General features: G+C 57.8%; 13 protein-coding genes and 1 pseudogene. 8 read left to right on the top strand and 6 right to left on the bottom strand.

Annotated features, from left to right (window positions below; all coding sequences use genetic code 11):
• Window positions 1–535: 535 nt before the first annotated feature.
• Complete coding sequence (locus QN219_RS31405) at window positions 536–1372, bottom strand: winged helix-turn-helix domain-containing protein (protein ID WP_309486652.1); 837 nt, start codon at window positions 1370–1372, stop codon at window positions 536–538.
• Between the two features lie 522 nt (window positions 1373–1894).
• On the opposite strand from QN219_RS31405, the gene QN219_RS31400 reads away from it, so the two are divergent.
• From QN219_RS31400 to QN219_RS31375, 6 genes are all read left to right on the top strand, one after another.
• Complete coding sequence (locus tag QN219_RS31400) at window positions 1895–3304, top strand: trehalose-6-phosphate synthase (RefSeq protein ID WP_283979927.1); 1410 nt, start codon at window positions 1895–1897, stop codon at window positions 3302–3304.
• 459 nt (window positions 3305–3763) lie between these two features.
• A complete protein-coding gene (locus QN219_RS31395; protein WP_283979926.1) occupies window positions 3764–4768 on the top strand; it encodes a LysR family transcriptional regulator in 1005 nt (334 codons plus the stop codon).
• A gap of 318 nt (window positions 4769–5086) precedes the next feature.
• Entirely contained in the window at window positions 5087–5806 is a 720-nt protein-coding gene (locus tag QN219_RS31390) for an AraC family transcriptional regulator (RefSeq protein WP_283979925.1), read from the top strand.
• A 123-nt stretch (window positions 5807–5929) separates the two neighbouring features.
• The gene (locus QN219_RS31385) at window positions 5930–6808 is read left to right on the top strand and encodes a hypothetical protein (protein ID WP_284004347.1); all 879 of its coding nucleotides are present in this window, start codon (window positions 5930–5932) and stop codon (window positions 6806–6808) included.
• 160 nt (window positions 6809–6968) lie between these two features.
• Window positions 6969–7538: a glutamate acetyltransferase gene (locus QN219_RS31380; RefSeq protein ID WP_284004345.1), complete on the top strand. Its 570-nt coding sequence runs from the start codon at window positions 6969–6971 to the stop codon at window positions 7536–7538.
• 774 nt (window positions 7539–8312) lie between these two features.
• Window positions 8313–8615, top strand: a complete 303-nt coding sequence (locus QN219_RS31375; protein WP_284004344.1) for a hypothetical protein — start codon at window positions 8313–8315, stop codon at window positions 8613–8615.
• Between the two features lie 20 nt (window positions 8616–8635).
• On the opposite strand, the gene QN219_RS31370 is transcribed toward QN219_RS31375, so the two are convergent.
• The 3 genes from QN219_RS31370 to QN219_RS34385 form a co-directional block, all read right to left on the bottom strand.
• Window positions 8636–10579 carry an NAD(P)/FAD-dependent oxidoreductase gene (locus tag QN219_RS31370; protein ID WP_284004343.1) on the bottom strand — a complete coding sequence of 648 codons (1944 nt, stop codon included), beginning with the start codon at window positions 10577–10579 and terminating at the stop codon, window positions 8636–8638.
• Between the two features lie 1381 nt (window positions 10580–11960).
• Window positions 11961–12986 (bottom strand): L-histidine N(alpha)-methyltransferase, encoded by a 1026-nt coding sequence (locus tag QN219_RS31365; protein WP_284004342.1) that lies wholly within the window; start codon window positions 12984–12986, stop codon window positions 11961–11963.
• A 266-nt stretch (window positions 12987–13252) separates the two neighbouring features.
• Window positions 13253–13543: a hypothetical protein gene (locus QN219_RS34385; protein WP_405052298.1), complete on the bottom strand. Its 291-nt coding sequence runs from the start codon at window positions 13541–13543 to the stop codon at window positions 13253–13255.
• Between QN219_RS34385 and QN219_RS34380 the strand changes: the two genes are divergently transcribed.
• Entirely contained in the window at window positions 13470–14063 is a 594-nt protein-coding gene (locus QN219_RS34380) for an NAD-dependent epimerase/dehydratase family protein (RefSeq protein ID WP_405052297.1), read from the top strand. The genes QN219_RS34385 and QN219_RS34380 overlap by 74 nt on opposite strands.
• Before the next feature lie 76 nt (window positions 14064–14139).
• On the opposite strand, the gene QN219_RS31355 is transcribed toward QN219_RS34380, so the two are convergent.
• Together QN219_RS31355 and QN219_RS31350 are read right to left on the bottom strand one after the other, a co-directional pair.
• Window positions 14140–15855 (bottom strand): thiamine pyrophosphate-binding protein, encoded by a 1716-nt coding sequence (locus QN219_RS31355; RefSeq protein WP_284004339.1) that lies wholly within the window; start codon window positions 15853–15855, stop codon window positions 14140–14142.
• 16 nt (window positions 15856–15871) lie between these two features.
• Window positions 15872–17440, bottom strand: a complete 1569-nt coding sequence (locus tag QN219_RS31350) for a class I adenylate-forming enzyme family protein (protein WP_284004338.1) — start codon at window positions 17438–17440, stop codon at window positions 15872–15874.
• An 850-nt stretch (window positions 17441–18290) separates the two neighbouring features.
• Here QN219_RS31350 and QN219_RS31345 point away from each other — a divergent pair.
• Window positions 18291–18574, top strand: a pseudogene (locus QN219_RS31345) (PAS domain S-box protein); the annotation flags it as partial.

The following is an 18574-nucleotide window of genomic DNA, read 5'->3' as shown; positions in this document are numbered from 1 at the left end:
GCGATTCGCTTTCGAGAGCCTCGGGCTCAGTGTCATGCCCATTCGAATTCTCTTGCACTTTCGCTGGTTGCCGCCGCGACGACGTCAATTGAACAAGCAATTTCCACGGTGTTTTCATAGGGTTCCAACCTCGACTGAAACCTGGACTGCAATCCAGGTATGTTCACATGCCGTTCGGCGGGGCACGATGATGTGCGGCCGGCGAATATCGCCCCTCCTGAACATGGACTGAGGGTCATTGTCTCTACAAGCGTCTTTTCGATGACGGTCGCGTGCCGGTGTCCATGACCGTCTTTGCGGTATCAAGGGCCGGCCCCATCCCGGCGTCGCGAGCTTAGCGGCCCGCCGAATGGAGCGCCGGAGGTTGGGCATCCTGATCCTCGCTGGGAAGGAGAACGAACTGCAAGTCCTCATTAGATACACCTGTTTGGAACAGGCTCCCGTTCATCTGACGAAAGGATGCGATGGAAATCTACCGGAGCGGACGGCGCACGGGAGATGTGGCCTTGAAGGCGAAAACGGCGAAAGTGCGTTGTCAGTGGCGTGTCCTCAGTTCCTCAACGTTCACGACGCTGTCGAAAACATAGCCCGCGCCCCGCTCGGTGCGGATATATTGCGGGCTTAGGCTCCTGCCCTGCCCCAGCTTGCGGCGAAGGCGCAGGATTTGAACATCGATGCTGCGGTCATAGACGTCTTGATCATAGACGCGCGTCGCCATCAGAAGCTGCTCGCGCGAAAGCACCCGGCCCGGATTTCTAAGAAAGGCCATCAGGAGGTTGAACTCGCCCGCAGTGAGCCTGATTTCAGAATCCGTCCCTCGGCGCAAGCGGCGGCGCTTCGTGCTGACTCGCCAGTCATCGAAATGGAAGATCGTGTTTCGTCCACGCTCCGGCCGCTCGCGTAAGGCGGCGCGCAAGCGGGCTAGGAACTCCGGAAGGCCGAAGGGCTTGGTGATGTAGTCTCGAGCCCCCGTTTCGAGGCCGGTTACCTTGTCAGCCTCACCAAGGTAATCGCCGCTGATGATGATGATCGGAAGATCGCTCTTGGCGCCAAACTCCCGAACGAGTTGAAGACCATCTTCTCGGCCGAGGCTGAGATCAATAATTGCTAGATCTATCGCTTCGGAAGCCACCTTGCCGGCGGCCTGCTGACAGTTTTCGACCGCTCTGATCCTAAACTCATGCTTAGACAAGAAGTCCACTAGCAGCTCTCTCATTGAAGGGTCCTGACTGACAACGAGAATGTTCTTCATGTTCACTCCTGCAGTGCGGCCTGGCTTCCTGGCCATGACACCCAAATAGGGACAGTCAGCAGGTGGGACAATCATCATCAGGCGCATAGCAGAATAGCGCAGACAAATAGTCTCATGCACGCGGCGTGCCGCTGTGGACCAGGAACTGAATTCTCCGGCCGCTAGTCTTTGATCGATCGCGCGTTCTCCGGATACTTAACTCAGAGTATTGCCCAGGCCGGTACGACTACACTGTGGGAGAACGATCCCCCTTCCCCACCGGAATACCGTTTTCCTCCGATCCTTTAGCGCCGTCATTGGCATCTGCGCACCCCGTATGTGCTTTTCCGCACAGCTCCAAATGTCCGCCCAGATTTGTTTCACTTGAAACCTCGCTATCGTTGACATCCTTATGTATTTCACGAGACTTACTGACGCTACCATCAGTCATCCTGACTGGTAGCATGATAGGAACCTAAATATGAAAGGTCGATATGATGACCTATGTTTTACAAGAACCAGCACGTCTTTTTCCACTTGACGATATGTCAAAATCTATACTCACACCAACTGCTTCATTGCTCGCGCGGCATGAACTCTCCTGGCCGGCTGAACGATTGGGGAGCCGAGCTCGGTTGGTTATCGCTAGGACAGGAGGTGACGATGAGTAGATTGATCGTTGTCTCAAACAGGGTTTCGCTGCCCGATGAGCATGGCTCACTGCCAGCGGGCGGTATGGCCATTGCGCTGAGTGCCGCGCTTCGGCGTAGGCACGGTCTCTGGATGGGCTGGTCGGGGAAGGTGAAAGCTGACGAAGAACCGGCAGCCTTCACGAGGCGGGAGGTCGGCGGCATCACGTACGCGCTGATCGATCTGTCTCAAAAGGATCTGGATGAGTACTACTACGGCTTCTCCAACCAGGTTCTTTGGCCGATCTTCCACGACCGTGCCGACCTCGCTGAATATTCCGAGGCGCGAGAGACCGCATATTACCGCGTCAACAAGCTGTTCGCAGATCAGCTGGAGCTGCTCCTGCGCGAGGACGACGTCGTATGGGTGCACGACTATCACCTGATCCCGCTTGCGGCAGAACTGCGCCGACGCCACCACAAAAACCGGATCGGCTTTTTCCTGCACACTTCATGGCCGGCGGCGGACATGCTCGTCACTCTGCCGAACTATAATACTCTGCTGCGCGGTCTTTCGTTTTATGACCTCGTCGGCTTTCATACCAAGAACGATCTCAGCAACTTCTCCGAATGCCTGCGCCGCCAGGAGTTGAGAGACATCAACGAAGACCACTGCCGAACCTATGCCAACGCATTTCGCTGCGGCGTCTTTCCGATCAGCATCGACGCGGCTGGGTTCGCAAGCCTCGCCGAGCGCGACGAGGATCTGCGGGACAGCTATTGCAGGCTTGCCGGTTATGACATCGTGATCGGCGTCGACCGCCTTGATTATTCGAAGGGTATCGAGAACCGCATCATCGCCTTTAATCGATTCCTGCGAAGCAACAAGCATCGCAAACGCAAGACTTTGCTGCTGCAGATCACCCCGAAATCCCGCGAAAAAATACCGGCATATCAGGCGATGCAAAAGGACGTCGCCGAGTTGGTGGGGCGCGTCGATGGGGAACTCGGAACCGTCGGCTGGGTGCCTGTGCACTACATCAATCAGTCGCTCGGGCAACCGGAACTGGCCCGCCTCTACCGCAGGGCACGCGTTGGCCTCGTGACCCCACTTCGCGACGGCATGAACCTGGTGGCGAAGGAATATGTCGCTGCGCAGGACCCGCGTGACCCAGGTGTTCTCGTGCTCTCGCGCTTTGCCGGTGCCGCCAATGAGTTGGGCGAAGCGATCCTCGTTAATCCCTATGACCCTGAGGACGTGGCGGGTGCTATAGAAACCGCGCTGGACATGCCGCGAGATGAGCGGATTACGCGTTGGACCGCGATGATGGAGAGGCTTCGCAAGCACAATGTCTATCGCTGGTGCGACGACTTTCTCTCAAGCCTGGATCCGCCCCGAGGCTTGACGGCGTCGTTGGACCCTGCCTCGCCTGTAGCAGGCTGAAGGCGATTAGGTAAATCAGGCAGCATTCCGAACTCGCGGAGGGTGGCGAATGTGTCGTGATAAAAGCCACGGCAGACCATTTCCTCCGACGGCCGGGCCGAGGAAAATAGAGGGCGCAGGCGTGCGTGGCGGAGAACTCATGGGTTGCGCCAGATCATCAACCTGGTTGGGGCGATCATTCTCAAAAGCCGTCCGCTCGCTGGCTCGACGAGATCGCCTTCAACACTGCCGAGCGCGCGTGGCCATCCCACCGAAACCGCAAGAAGGCCCTCGTCGCCTGCCCGGACGAGCGTTGAGCAGGCGACTACCATTCCCTATCGGGAGCGCGCAGATTCAATGATGTCGATCCGGCTGGTGAAACCGCTGATGTGCTCAGGAGCTTGGCCTCTACACCGCAGAGGCCAATTCTCCAAGACGTTAACCTGAGCACACTGCCTGGGAAGGCACGAGGAAAGGCCTATGGATGAGCTCGCCTGCAATGGCAACACTTCAAAAGCGTGGGAACGGCCGCAACTGATCGTCGCTGGCCCTCGCACCGCACCGCAACGGCAAAGGCTGACGTCGATTGACCTGAACCTGCTGTTGGCTCTCGAGGCGCTGCTGGAGCACCGTAATGTCACGCATGCGGCCCGGGACCTGGGCTTGAGCCAACCGTCGATAAGCAGAGCGTTAACCAGGCTGCGGGGCATTTTCAATGACGAGCTATTGGTTCGCGGCTCGGGCGGCATGCTTCCGACGCCGTATGCCGAACGCCTGGCCCAAATGCTGCCGCCAGTGTTGGATTCAATTCGCAGGATGGTGAACCGCGGCTTTGCCCAGAGAGAGTGGCGGTCAACGGTAAGAATGGCAATGTCTGATCACCAAGCGCTGGTGCTGCTGCCGCCTCTCCTACCGCTTCTGCGCGAGCGCGCCCCTAATCTCAACATAGTAACCGATTCGCGCCTCACCGGCGCGCTCCGACGGCTTGATGAAGGCGACATCGATGTGGCCGTTGGGCAGATCGGTGCGACTCCACAGGGCTACTTTCGGCGGAGGCTCTACACCGACCGCTTTGCTTGCCTGCTACGCAACGACCACCCAGCCCTGGGGCAGGAATGGACGATCGACACCTTCGCGGCCTTGCGCCACGCCGCGATTGCCTCGGATTCCAAGGACGGTTTCGGCCGGGTGCACGACGAGTTGGCCAAGTTAGATCTCCAGGATCGCGAGCCGGTCCTGGTTTCTAACGTTCTCACGGCCGCGTTGGCGATCGTGGCGACCGATCTGGTGCTGGTTGTACCACGCCGCGTCGCGACTAGGATCACCCCCTTGCTGCCGCTCGCGATTGTCGATCCGCCTGTGGAGCTAACTCCCTACGAGGTCGTGCTGATCTGGCACGAGCGTTGCCATCGCGACCCGGACCATTGCCGGCTGCGCCACGAGATTACCGCCGCGGCGGGAACAGAGCTGGCACAAGCATCATAATAAGGGCAAGGGCAACCGCTAATGCGCCGTCCAGCCAATGAGTGTCATCCGATCCGAAATCTGGCTGTCTTTAGGATATTTCGGAGACAGTTCGTTATCCCCCTCTCCGCCGGAAGGCGAAGCTGGCTGCGCTGCGCCAACACAGCGAACTCGACGCGTTCCATTTCGAGCGAGAATTTGAAGCAAGGATTTTCGGCAATCTGCCAAGCGAAAGCGTATTCACACGCTCAACCATCTACACAATCTAAGTCTCCCCTTGTCGACCGCCGTGCGGCGTGTCAAGCCTTCCGTCAGCCATATCCCCAGGGTGCCTCTGGGGTGCATGCATCCATTCTGGCCGCGTATCTCGGCTCGGACCCGGTGACAGGTACTTCGTTAGCTCAAATCGCGAGCTCTCTGCCGCAGCTCGATATGGTTGATCACCGTTTGTTGCGGCCAGAACGCTCCCCGCAAATTGTCATCGTCGATTGTCGCGAGCTGGAGGAACACAAGCATGCTCGCGTGAGTCTCTCATCCGAACTAGTGCAACTAGCCTTGGTTGCGGAAGGCAGCTTGGACCGAAGGGCGGTTTTCTCCAACGGATACTCCGATTACCTGCTTTGGCCGCTAATCGAGGAGGAAGTTCTAAGCAGACTTACCGCCTGCGTCGCCGAGATCGCGCGGCGTTCAGCCCCGCCATTCTTCTCAGCCGATGCGCTTGTGCAGGACTCATGCGTTCTGCTGGCGCAGCGGATCGACCAGCAGATCACTCTCAGCAAATTGGCTCGCACGGTTGGGACGAACAAGACAACGCTCGTCAACCGGTTCGAGGCATCCTTTGGCTGTGGCCCTATGACTTGGTTACGGCACTATCGGATGACCCTGGCTGCCGCGCGCTTGCGAAGCGGGCATGAAAGCGTCGCCACGGTCGCCGCATCTTTAGGCTACGAGAACAGCAACAACTTCTCTACAGCGTTCAAGGCGTTTCATGGCCTCTCGCCGCTACGCTATCGCAAAATGGTAGCCGGCAAAGAAAAGTCTGTCCGACGCAAAGGTTAGGACCGGAGCGAAATGGTATACAGCAGTGGAGGCGCGCAAAAATCATATCGCTCTTAGGTGTACGCACTCCAGGCAGCTCACGGCTGCCACAGCAACGCTCAGGTCTCCCACAGGAGGATAATCATGTCGAACGCATTTGTATTGAATGTTCACGAGCGTGAACAGAGCTATTCGCTCAAGAACTACGAGGCGGCGGCGGCGTTTTTCTACGCCAAGCCCCTGGTTTTGGCCCAACCAGATGCCACGCCCCCCAGTGACGACACGATCGCCAACGATCACGGGACAATACAGTTTCACCTCATCGGCCAGAAACCTAACGACCCGAAGTACAGTCGCGTCATGAATGAGAATGGGGACAACCTCCTGGCGATAGGGGGACTCATTCACGACTATATGCATACCCATTATCCCGCCATTGATTCGCAAAAACTGGACATCAACACCTGGACAGACGTTATTGCAAACATCCCTGATGTTTCGATTGGCGGGAAAAAACTGAAGAGTTATTCAAACAGGCTTGTCGGCACTTCTGTCTCGGCCACTTTCCTCTCCTTGCTTGCCACGGCGATCATTACCGACGGGGCATCGCTGCTGATGGATTTCCAGTCCTTCCTCACAAAGATGGGCGACCTCACCTTCAGGGCCAACGGCAAGGCGCAGCAATACAAAGCGCTGACATGCACCTACCAGAGCTACCTTCTCGATAATGGGGCAGGCGGACATTATGATTACGGAGCGATCGTTCTGCGTCAGATTGAGTTCAAAGAGCACTTCATTGAGCTGAAATCCTGTTGCTCCTCGGCGCAATACGTCAACGTCGACATCGACTATAGCGAGGTCAACACTCTGGTTCAGACTCGACGGATCCGCAAACACGGCTCCGACTACGAAAACTTCCGGAAGCTCGTGAATGCAAACTCCACCAAGCAGTTCAAGAACGCGAGGAACTTCTTCGACGGCGGCTCGACGCCGGAAGGAGAATTGAAGCCGGTCCAATCGTGAGCCTTTGGTCGAAAAGCAGCGCAACCAACGGCATGGGGTTGGCCAACCTTCCCCGCGTCATTGGATGTAACAGAGCAGTCCGGCGAACCTTTGCGGACTGCCACGCTCTCTCGCGCCCCCGGCCAGCGGACTTTTGTCCCGTCTCCAAAAAGAAGCAAACATGAACCCATTCGCAAAAACAGCTGCGGGCCTGTTCGTGGTGATAGCCCCCCAGAAGAGCAAACCGCTGGAAGCAGAGAGGATTTGCTCTGCCTTGATCCGGAAACTATCCGAAGATCCAAACCGCAATCTGGATGCTAGGACGTGGCAGAATGCCGTGCAAATGATACCGAACCTGGTGGAAACCGCCTCGACTTCAAGGAAGCTGAACGCCACGATTGCCGATACTGATTTGCCCCATGCCCTTGCGTCAATCTGTGCAAATGCTGTCGGCGACCGCCAAGGCAGCGGCCTGGCGAAGCCAATTAGTAGCTACCTGAGGAAATACGGGGAACCGATCGCATTCAATTGCCTCATCCTGGATCAATCCGACCCCGCGGAAATCCACCTATTCTTGACTTGTCTTGCGGTGGTCGAAGGTGGAAGGCCGGACAGTCGCGCCATCACCGCGACGTTGCTGTCGGCGTCGCTAAATCTGTCCGACGAGCAAACGCAATCCGCTATCGTGCAGATTTTCGGCCGTTTCGGCCCGCCGAGCGACTCACAGTGCTACCTGCGCGTTTTGCCGTGATCGGGGTGCCCAGCCCTATATTGCAGGTGGAGAGGACCATACCAGTGGTCATCCCTGGTCATGCGCAATGCGAACCTGTACGAGGATGGCCAAGGCCTGGTCTCCTCACGGAGGCGAATTGGCGGAGACACCTTCCGCAGTCGCCTGGGGTAAACCTGCCGGATGGGCAACATCTTACGCGGTCGACGGATGGTGACCAAGGGCAAAGAACCCGTGTAGTGTTGGGAGCGAACAGGAGGGTTGGCGGTTCTCAATACGACCTTTGAGGAGGTCCGAAAATGAGAGACGTGCTATGGAGTACTTCGCTCTGGGTGACGCTGCAAAACGGCATGAGAGGCCAGTTCTGCGGTGAAGCGTCACTTGCGTGCAGCGACGCTGGGCTCTCGACCGCCGAGATGGTGAGGCGGCACCCATAAATTCGCCCGAAAGGCCGAAATCATGCGGATGTTGCCCGCGCCTCACCCCGGAAGAGGAGCTTTCCACCATGCCAAACTCCTGAATAGGCCTCGCGTCTACCGGCACCGGCAGAGGTCTGACGAAGCATCTTCCGGTCAACAACGACACGATCCTGCGGCACCCTCAAACGTGAAGCAGCACCTTCCTGATGAGTCCACCCCAAGCTCGCGGCCGCGGCACGCCCTGTCTGAGCAAGCGCGGCTGACGCTCGCAAGCACTCGTGAGGGAGTTATGTTATGGCGATCTTGTTCACGATTTTTCGCAATGGAAAAGACTTCTCAAGTTCGGCTGATGGAAATAGCGATTACGTAGGGCAGTGTGCCGTATAAAGGCAGGATCGGCTTCTACAACATCTTCGCTTGGAGCAGGATTCAGCAACTGTACTACCAAGCCGCGGACCTTCCTTACGCTAATGGTTTTTGGGCGATGTTCATCGAACCCACCGCGCTTGGCGAAGGACTGAATTTCCTCACCCTCAATACCGACGATCAGGCTGCGCGTTCGGTTTCGGGCCAATTTGCGGGCCATGCCTCTAATAGCCATCTTGTCACCTATTGCCCCGCGATGCTGGCTCTTCCTGGCTCGTATACTGACCAGATCCTCGAGAGGTGGTGGTCGTGAGCGGGTCGTTGACCGCCCTGTCAAACCGCTTCAACCGAAGCCTCCGATCGGGAACCAACCTGCGGAATGGTACGGTAGTCACCGAGATCCGCCTCCTTCAACAACTTCCAGTAATCGATCAGGCGCCAAGGGCTGTTCGTTACGATTCGCCCACGGTCGTTGCGGAAAAAGGTGGACATGCCGGGATGGCTCCAGATCATCTGCTGATGCATTTTTTGGATAGTCCGGTTGTAACGTTGATATACATCTTGCCGGCATTCCACCTCAACAAGCTTCTTCTCGCCCATCTGGCGCAGAACACTCAGCACGTAATCGATTTGGCTTTCAATCGTGAAGATAAAGCTGCCGCGATGGCCGAGCGCCGTATTGGGGCCATAGAGCATGAAGAAGTTCGGGAATCCCGCTACAACGGTGCCAAGATAAGCCTGACAGTCATCATCGTTCCAGACCTCACGTACTGTCCGACTGTTGCGTCCGATCACCTGAATCGGAAGTAGATAGCGTGTGGTATCGTAGCCCGAGGCGACGATGAGAACATCTGCCTCATGCGTTTCGCCATTTATCGCATGGATTGATCTCCCCTCAACACGCGCAGCAGCGGCGTCTACCAGCGTAACATGCGTCTTCAGTAGGGTCTTGTACCAGCCGTTGTCTAGGAGCATCCGCTTGCCGAATGGCGGGTACGGCGGGATGACCTTGGCCATGAGGTCAGGGCGCCCCGCCAGCTGTTTCTCGATGTATCGTGTGTAAGTCTCGCGGTCGCCGTCGTTTACCGCATTCACGGAACGGTCCGGATGCGGCCAAGCCGGGTCCTTCTGCAGGGCCTCGTGCACTTCACTGTCGAAAATCCAACTCAGCCTTAGCCTGTACAGCCATTCGTAGTGTGGCACCTCGCGGAGTAAGAACTGCACCGGTTCCGGGACCGGCATTTGAAATTTTGGGAAGGGCGCCGCCCATTGGCGTGAACGCTGGAAGATTGTCAAGGCACCCACCCGATCTGCGATGGCGGGAACAACCTGCATTGCCGAGGCCCCATTCCCAATCACGGCCACGCGTTTGCCGTCGAGCGCGACTTCTGGATCCCATTCCGAGGTATGTACCACCGGGCCGTCGAAGTCGCGCAGGCCCGAAATGATGGGCCATTTCGGCGTGGTGAAGCCACCCACGGCCGAGATGACCACATTGGTCACGAGGGTTTCTTCCGTACCGTTGGGCAGGCATAACCGGGAGTGCCAAGTCCGGCTCTCTTCGTCATAGCGGGTGACCAGGCACTCGGTGCCGTAGCGGATGAAGCTCTCGATCTCAAAGTCGCGGGCAACACGGTTGAAGTAGTCGTCGATTTCCTTCTGCAACGGGAAGAACTTGCTCCAGTCGCCACTTGCAAAAGTGTAGGAGTAGAGATGTCCGGGCGTGTCCACTCCGCAGCCAGGATAGTGATGTGAGTGCCAGACCCCGCCGGTGCTGTCTTGCTTTTCGATTTGGATGTAAGAGATGCCCAATTGTCGTAACCGAATCGCGGCTGCAACACCGGACATGCCCGCCCCGATGACGAGCACACGAAACCCCTCTGGCAAGGACACCGGATCCGGAATGGCGCCTGAATACCTCTGCAGCTTATGGATCATCATGTCAGCGTATTCCGGCGGAATAGGCTCGGCCTCCGACACGGTCAGCATGCGGATCAACTCTTCTGCCGACAGGTCCTGCTTGACGACGTGTGCGCCGTGGCGCCAAGCGATGATGGCGGCCAGTGCTGCGTCGCGGATCTCCGTCTGCAATTCGGCCGCCAGGCCTCCGGAATCGTTGTCGCCCCAGCCACTCTTCACGGGGACAAACGGCGGGTTGAGCCAGTACTCCTGTCCTGTGAACTGATACAGAAGGAGCAGTAGGGTTGGAATATTGGCTGAAGGGAGCGCCTCGGCAATTCGTTGGCGGAACAGGTCGAGGTCGGCAGAGTGAGCCATGATTTAGGTTCCTACTGTTGCTTGAATCCGGATCACCCCGCCAGACGCGACATTCAATGCAAGTTTTCCTGCCCGGCTTCGGCGTGGTTTCCGCAATTGGCATTAGGGAAGATTCGGCAAGAGACTTGCCGAATATCTGATCCAAATCACGCTTGAGCGCGTCGGTATCGATCACTCCTCCCACGGCCACGGCAAGATTGCTGCGCGCGAAACCCGCTTATGAAAAGAGTCGACGGTCGTGACGGCGGGCGGGTTTGCTCGACCCCTCATGCCGGTGGCGGGGGCACAGCAGCGGAAAATGCGCCGGTGCGGCCTCGGCTCGACCGGCCAGTTACTTCTGCATCTGAAACGATCCGCTCCCTGACGATCGGAAGTAGGACCCGGCAGAAACCATTGTGCTAGCATTTCGATACCTTTGCGAGATAAGTCGGTCCGTGACGCGTCTGCGAATGCCTAAAAGCAATATGTGTGCCAAAGGAAACTCTCTTTCTGATACAACGACATAGCGGCTGTCTTGCATGTCCATTGTCCGACATCGAACGAGGCTCAAGCGGCATTGACGTGGCGCACGCCTGACGCATCCCCGCGCAACGGCACTCGTATTCGACGACGCCGGGGCGGCCGGCGAGCGTCTCCACCGTCAACGAACCAGGATTTTCGGCGCTGCCGGCATACTCACCGTCGGGCCGCTCGGAGTGAATGGACAGAAAAGCGAGACAGGCCTGCGCGAAAATCTAGTTTTGGGGGTTCCGAGCACCTGGCGACGCCGGCAAGGCCCCTGTAAGTAAATCGGCAAAGCCGACAGAATTGTCGGCTACCGCTCAAAGGCACTGAGCATGGTCATAACCGCCTGCATGAATAGCGCTGCCGGAATTGACAGCGACGATGATGCGAGCCTTGGCCGAACTTCGTGCTGGGGAAGCTGGATGAGAAAAGCTGTCATGAATGGTTCAAGGTGCGAGAGCGCACGATTGCGACGGTCTATTGGGTGGACCTGCGACGGACAGTGGACGGAACTTTAAAATCGTGCAGAGCCGCCCAATGACGCTGCCTGACCGGCACCTCGCCTGTGGGGAAGCGCTCGAGGCATGTTTCAGGTTCTGGCAGCGGTGGCGGAACCGTCCGGCTGACACGTGACACTGCCGCTGACGCAGAGCGTGGTCGTTTTCCTTCGTGATGCGGGCGAAAAGAAGCTGCTTCATCGCTGTCCAGCTCACACCCGCGAATTCCCCTGCTGAAAGGAGCTCGCACAACTAGATTGTTTTATTGCCGTAACCTAGGGGACATACAGCTGGCTGCTTCTTGCTATTTTACGGCACCGGGCCTTACGATCGTCGCTATATTGTCTCACGACAACACCTGGTCATTTTCTATCCTTGCTTTAATTCACCTTCTCCAACACGTGAATGTCTGAGCCGGCATTGTCTGAGAGCACATCGATCGAGACAAGCCCCGCTCGGCGTGCACATTTTTTGAAGAACAACTCAGAAAAAGAAAACGAGTTCTTTAGATGCAGGCGATCACCACTTAACAGTATAATCTCTTTGCCACCAAGGCAAAAAGTCAAATTCCTTTTGACAACCCCAGTATGTATGACTTGCATAAATTGGTCATCACCTCTTATATCCGCCTCATACTCAAATCCCTCTGGATCGAAATTGGCGTCGACGGGCAGCTCTGCTTTCATTCTGTAGAACACGTTTAGCTGAAATTCAGGATGCGCTTCATAGTAGGACTTCGCGACATCCCTCCTCAGATCAGAGCCAATTGAGATCGCAACCCAGCATCGCTTCGCGCTATTCGATATCTTCTTCAGCGCCTCGACGACCGCCTCCACTGGGGGCGTATCACTTATCGAGGCGGCAAGGTTTCCAAATGTCCGACCAAACATGACAACGAATGCCGCTTCATCGTCGGGAAAATAGCGTCGCCCGGAGAATATATCGTCGCGTATGAATTCGATTTTCAACCCGAAAGCAGACGACAATTGCGCTATATCCCCGAGGAACTCTTTCGACCGGTCGACCAGCGTGCAACGTGAGGTCTCGCCGCGCAGGCCTGTTACAAGGGGAAGCGTTTTCCGTTGGAAGGCCCGCACTGTTCCGGGCCCATACTCCAGAACCGACACCCCTTTACGACAGCGTTCATCCTGGTGATGCCATTGAACATAATCTCTCACTCTCTCGTGAAGTTTTTGGGCCAACTTGAGCTCAGCATCCACCATATTGGTTGTGCCAGTGACGAGCGCATTACTGATCCTCTGAGCTTCAGCCTTACCCCATAACAATGCGCCACTCATTGAATTGCCATTCCGGTCAACTCCAGTGTGGTGAGCGTATTGTTCAGGGCCTAAGTCTGGCGCATATTTTTGCTGAAACAGCTGCAAACTCGTTGCAAGAAAGCTCAAACTGTTCTCCTCTTGATCCTTTAGCAGCTCGTCGGATTCCCCAGATGGGTCACCTACCGCCGCAAACGACGGTGGTGCGCGTAGTCCGCGTATGCCGTCTTCGATCCAAGAAACCCGCCACAGCGCGGCCTGCTCGTCACAGCAGAAACGCGGCGCAAACGCCGATGAGCGCGTTGAGAGGAGAGGTTACAGGATTGGAAGGAGCACTCCTTGACGTCGATCAAGGGCAACCCGAATTTTGGGACGGTGCACTCCGTTTTCGTTATTCAGGAATCGCCACAGTATATGCGCAAAACGCGGGCGATATCCGCCTCCATCATCGAGAGGCCGAACAAGCCCCCAGAACGAGCAGATGACGGAGTGCCAGTAGCGCGAGGGGAATCTCCACTCGTGGAAGTATCAGCAGCGAGAAGAACGCCGCAATCGCATGGAACCGACCGAGGTCCGCGGGCCACCGGGTTGCAAGTCGGCAAGGTCCAGTTGATGGAGCGTCGCGGAACATACTCGCGGGCGAGGTTCACTATCATGGCAGACAGATCGACACCTACGACCTCCAAACCGGCATCCAGCAACCGACGCGCGGTTGGGACTCCGGTCCCGCAGCCAAGATCCAGAACCCGCGACGCCGTCGGCAAGGACTTGATCAGCCTTCGCCAGCCAAGACTTGGCCCTCCTTGTGTGGAAAGACCTCCGACGGAGCCTGGCTTAGCCAGATGCGGGGAAAACGTCTTTGAGGCTGCGCGCTCCACAGGTGCTTCGGTCGCAGATCTGAGTTCTGCGGGCGTATTTGGAACCTTCGATGCAGTGCATCCCGAATCGCTGACTCTCTACGGCGTAACTAAGCTGGCTGTGGAAGGGATAGCGCGCGTCTATGCGGCTGATTGTGGCGTGGGGAGTGTCGGCTTGAGACCATACGTCGTCTATGGACCCGGAGAGAGCAGCGGAATTTCTGCCGGCCCATCGCTTGCGCGGCTGGATTATGTGCGTCACGTCCAGACACAGGAACCTTATGAGCTGACCATTCGCATACCCGCGATGGGCCTAGGTTTTCTCAGCCGCGCCAGCGTACCGATGTAGGGCAACCTAAACTAGGTGCATTGACTCTACGGCCGGCATTATGAAGCTTTTTTCGGCTTCCTAGTTAGGGTCGACCTCACCTACGCCTCTTTCGTTCCGCCTCATCCCAAGCCGTCAAAGGCTGGAAATCCGGGGCAAAACCGAGCCCCTTCTGCGCATCCGAAGAGATAATTGTCTGGGAAGTGACGACATCGATCAATGCCGGTGCGTTCTGTAACGCTCTATTCAGTGCCGCAGGCAAGTCGTCAGCGTTCTCTACCCGCTCACCATATGCGCCGAGCGCCCGCGCCAGCCCTGCATAGTCCGAGTGTCGCAGCGTGGTCCCGATGACGCGACCACCATAATTCATCTCCTGATCGAGACGCTCGATGTTCCAGGCTGCATTGTTGGAGACGATGAAGACGGCCTTGGCATTGTGCCTCACGGCAGTATCCAATTCCATGGCGTTGATGCCGAAGGCGCCGTCCCCGTTTACCGAGATTACCTGCCGATCCGGCATGGCCAGTGCGGCGGCGACCGCGAAAGGTACGCCGACGCCGAGGCAGCCGAAGGCGCCAGCATCCATGTAGATGTTTGACTGAAGGCCGGTCCTTGCGAAGCTCAGCAGGTCGCCTCCATCGGCAACTCCGATGTAGTCTGGATCGGCCACCTCAGCGATGGCCGTAAAGATGGCTTTCGGGTGTATCTTTCCGTCCGCGGTCGTCGTCAGTGAGGCGGCGCGTCCGGCAGCAATTCGCTCTTCGTGTGCTCGACGCAACCGGTCGGCCCAGTCCCGGTCGATTGCCGACTGCCGGTTCTCTGCGGCATCGAGCATGGCCTCAAGCGCCAGATGCGGCGAGGCCAGCATTTCCGGTTGGCCGCGCCGGTTGTCTATGAGTTCGCTGGGACTGTCGGCAATGCGGATGAAGCGTGCAGCCGGAAACACGGCCGGCGAGCCGTAGCCCAGCTGGTAGTCCAGCTTGCGCCCGATCGAAAGGACGACATCGGCTTCCGTCATCGCCGCTGCCCGCATGGCAGCGACGATTGACGGATGTTCGGGGGGAATAAGTCCGCGGCTTTCCTGTGTGTCGAGATAGAGGGCGCCTGTAGCGTCGAGCAAGCGGACCAACTGAGACCCGGCGCGCCGTGCACCGCGCCCGGTGATGACGAGCGGACGCCGCGCCGACCAGAAGATGGCGGCTGCCTGGTTGACTTCGTCGGGATCGGGCCGCAGGAGACGCGGCGTTTTCGGCTTGAGCCATTCGTCCAGCACCAGTTGCAGCGGAACCCTGGTGCGCAGCACATCCGTCGGTATCTCAATATAGACGGGGCCGGGCTCGCCGCCATCGCCCGTCGCCCGTGCCACCGCTTCGTCGAGTTCTCGGATGACCTGTTCAGGTACGCGCGCAGTGCGGGCGGAACGGGTCACCGGCCGCAAAATCTCTACGTGTGGAATGTCCTGCAGCGGCCCCATATTGGCTTGCGGGCGCGGCGTGCAGCCGGCGATCAGCAGCACCGGTGCGCGACCAAGTGCAGCATTCGCCATGGCGGTTACGGTGTTTGTCACACCCGGGCCGGCGGTGACCATGGCCACCCCGAATTGCCCACTCAGTTCAGCATGGGCATGTGCCATGTGTACCGCCGCGCCCTCGTCGCGGACGTCGATTATACGGAGACCCAACTTGGCGATATGATCCCAGATCGGCTGAATGTGCCCGCCCTGAAGACCGAAAATTCGATCGATGCCGCGCTCCTTCAGAAATCGAGCAATCCAAGCGGCGCAGGAGAGTTTATCCGCATTAAAGTCTTGCATTCTGACAGTCCTAGGATCAACGATAGCAGCTTCCGGCGGGGTTGCGGGTATGCAGCAGGCGATGCAGGATCTTGCCCGTTGCTGTCATCGGCATCTCATCCTCGCGGATGAATGAAATCGATCTCGGCCGCTTGTGGCCGGCGATCCGGCTTTTGCACCAGTCCAGGATTTCGTCCGGGGTGGGGGCCTGGCCGTCTTGGAGAACGATAACGGCATGCACCCGCTCGCCCCATTTTTCGTCTGGGACTGCCATCACAGCGATGTGTTTGACCTTGGGATGCCCGCCGAGTACGCCCTCCACTTCGGCTGGATAGACGTTCTCTCCGCCCGAGATAATCATGTTGCTCTTACGATCGATCAGATAGATGTATCCATCCTCGTCGCGGCGAGCGAGATCTCCGACTGTGCAGTAGTCCCCCCGAAAAGCCTCCCTAGTCTTTTCAGGCAGGTTCCAGTAGCCGTCGAATGTGTAAGGATTGCAGGAATAGAGCTCGCCCGCCTCTCCGTCCGGTACCTCGTTGCCGAGGGGATCGAGCAGCTTGATTCTTCGCGAACCGATGCATTCTCTCCCTACCGAGCCGAGATTCGAAAGCTGCTCGTCGGGGTGCAGTATGGTAACCATGCCCGCTTCGGTCGATCCATAAAGCTCGTAGAGCCCGGCATTCCGGAAGTAGTCCATGATCGCCAGCTTGGTGTCACGATGGGCCGGCGCGGACGAGATCATCAGCTTCGTTACGGCGTCGAGATTGTACCGCCGTCGCACGGCTGAAGGGAGTCCAAGCATCATGATGTAATGCGTTGGGACCAGTGAAGTGAAGGTCGCGCCGCCTTGTGCAAGAGTGTGGACGAGGTGCTCGGGATCGAACTTCTTCCTGCTGTAGATTGTGCAGGCCGCGCCGCAGTAAGCAAAAGCTCCCAGAAGGAACAGCGAATTGGCGTGACACATCGGCATCGCCAGTAGCGCGGTGTCTCTCGCGGTCAGTGTCAACTCAACGTCTGCCACGAGCGCCATGATTGCGCTGCTGCCGTGATTGCGGACCGCGCCTTTCGGCTTGCCCGTCGTGCCCGACGTGTACATCAGCGTCGATGGATCATCGGTAGAAATATTAATCGAAGTCGCGGAATCACTCGCGGCGGCGATCAGGTCCTCGTAGGCGCGATAGCCCGCGATTCGGGTGTGCTCGCCGAAAATGACGAAGTTGCTCGCCGGAAGCGGAAGGTCCGCCCGCACGGGCTCGATCGAGCCGAGCAACTCGTCCTGAACGATCAGAACCCGCGCCTGACAGTCCTCAATGAGGTATAGAATCTCCGGTCCGACGAGGCGAAAATTAATCGGTACCGCGATCAAGCCAGCCTTGGCGGTCGCTGCATAGATCTCCACCCACTCCAGGCAGTTATAGGCCAGCACGCACACCCGGTCGCCCTTGGCAAGCCCCATGCCGACAAGCGCGTTGGCGAGGCGGCAAGCTCTGTCGTTCCAGGCTCGGTAGGTCAATTCCCTGTCAAGATCGCGTGCTCCGATCTTGTCAGGGAAGACGCGGGCGTATGTCCCCAAAACCTCGCCAAGATGTGCGATTTGGCTCATCTTATTTGCCCCCATTGAAAGCACGAGCTCGCGACCTGTCAAAAGGTGCCTTTCCGAAGGAGATCGACATCCGCTCGGAATTTGCCCCGGCCTGATCCTTCCTCCAAGGGTGGTCGAGTGTGCCCTTCGAAATGTTCTCTTTTCCAGAAACAGGAAGTGACCACGCATCCGGCGAGGATGCGCTTCATCAGCTGACCACGTGTTTCGTGCATCGCCTCCGTGCCGAACCTGGGCCTCGCCGCCTCTGATGCCCCTTGTGAGACATTGGTGAGACATTGGAGTTGCGTTCGGCGCACGCCACCGCTGTCGATGGACCGACTTCGCGCTGCTGTTGGGCGGCTCCCCGTTCGGCCGTTCGGCGACTGCACGTATGTTTGGAGCATGTTGTTGTCCTTTGCTTCAGAGCGATCGAATTGTCAGAACTGGGTAGGAGCGCGGCGTGATTACCTCTGACGATGCACTGAACACCGGAACTTCGGGTGGTAAATGCCTGTTCGGCGGGTCTGCATGGCGGAACTCCGGTCGTTCTTGCGGGAGGGCTGCCTTTATCTAAGCAACTACCGTGCCAAACCAGAACACCACTTTTAAGCAAAGGAATACCGGAATAGCGGAGTGCCTTCTGACGAACTTAGTGTCCAAGCCGACAAAGCGTGACTGGACAGACGGGTCAAGTCTATGCACCCGAGCTGCCCTTAAACTAAATCTCCATTTCAACTGGACAGGACTTGGGTTCACGCCCTTGTCAGGGCGTTGTCGCCAAGGGACAAACGCGCTCCTCCGCTTGTGGGGATGACTGAGTTTCGCCCCCGGACGGTCACAACCGCGTCGCCAGCATCTCTTCCTTGATGAGGTCCAGCGGCTGTGGTCGAGATCGCTTCTGACTGGGGAACCGCTCGACGTCGAATTCCGTTTGGCAACCGCAGAGGGATGCTATCGTTGGTTCCGCAATCGTGCTGCTGCACGAAAGGACCAAGACGGTGCGATCGTTGGGTCGGGATCGTCGAAAATGTCGATGACCGCCGCAGAGCGTTGGAGGCCGTCAAGGAGAGCGAGGCGCGTTTCAGGGCCATCGCCGACGATGCGCCGGTGATGATCTGGGTGACTGATGCAAGCGGCGCCGCCACCTACCACAGC

Source organism: Sinorhizobium sp. 8-89 (genome assembly GCF_030124325.1).
GTDB lineage: Bacteria > Pseudomonadota > Alphaproteobacteria > Rhizobiales > Rhizobiaceae > Sinorhizobium.
Note: the sequence above shows the minus strand (reverse complement) of the source record. Positions and strands in the feature narration are given on the sequence as shown.

Bases quoted from the DNA above. Each gene is read 5' to 3' on its own strand.
- QN219_RS31400 (WP_283979927.1), top strand. From the start codon at position 1,895: ATGAGTAGATTGATCGTTGTCTCAAACAGGGTTTCGCTGCCCGATGAG.
- QN219_RS31395 (WP_283979926.1), top strand. From the start codon at position 3,764: ATGGATGAGCTCGCCTGCAATGGCAACACTTCAAAAGCGTGGGAACGG.
- QN219_RS31385 (WP_284004347.1), top strand. From the start codon at position 5,930: ATGTCGAACGCATTTGTATTGAATGTTCACGAGCGTGAACAGAGCTAT.
- QN219_RS31380 (WP_284004345.1), top strand. From the start codon at position 6,969: ATGAACCCATTCGCAAAAACAGCTGCGGGCCTGTTCGTGGTGATAGCC.
- QN219_RS31370 (WP_284004343.1), bottom strand. From the start codon at position 10,579: ATGGCTCACTCTGCCGACCTCGACCTGTTCCGCCAACGAATTGCCGAG.
- QN219_RS34380 (WP_405052297.1), top strand. From the start codon at position 13,470: ATGGAGCGTCGCGGAACATACTCGCGGGCGAGGTTCACTATCATGGCA.
- QN219_RS31355 (WP_284004339.1), bottom strand. From the start codon at position 15,855: ATGCAAGACTTTAATGCGGATAAACTCTCCTGCGCCGCTTGGATTGCT.
- QN219_RS31350 (WP_284004338.1), bottom strand. From the start codon at position 17,440: ATGAGCCAAATCGCACATCTTGGCGAGGTTTTGGGGACATACGCCCGC.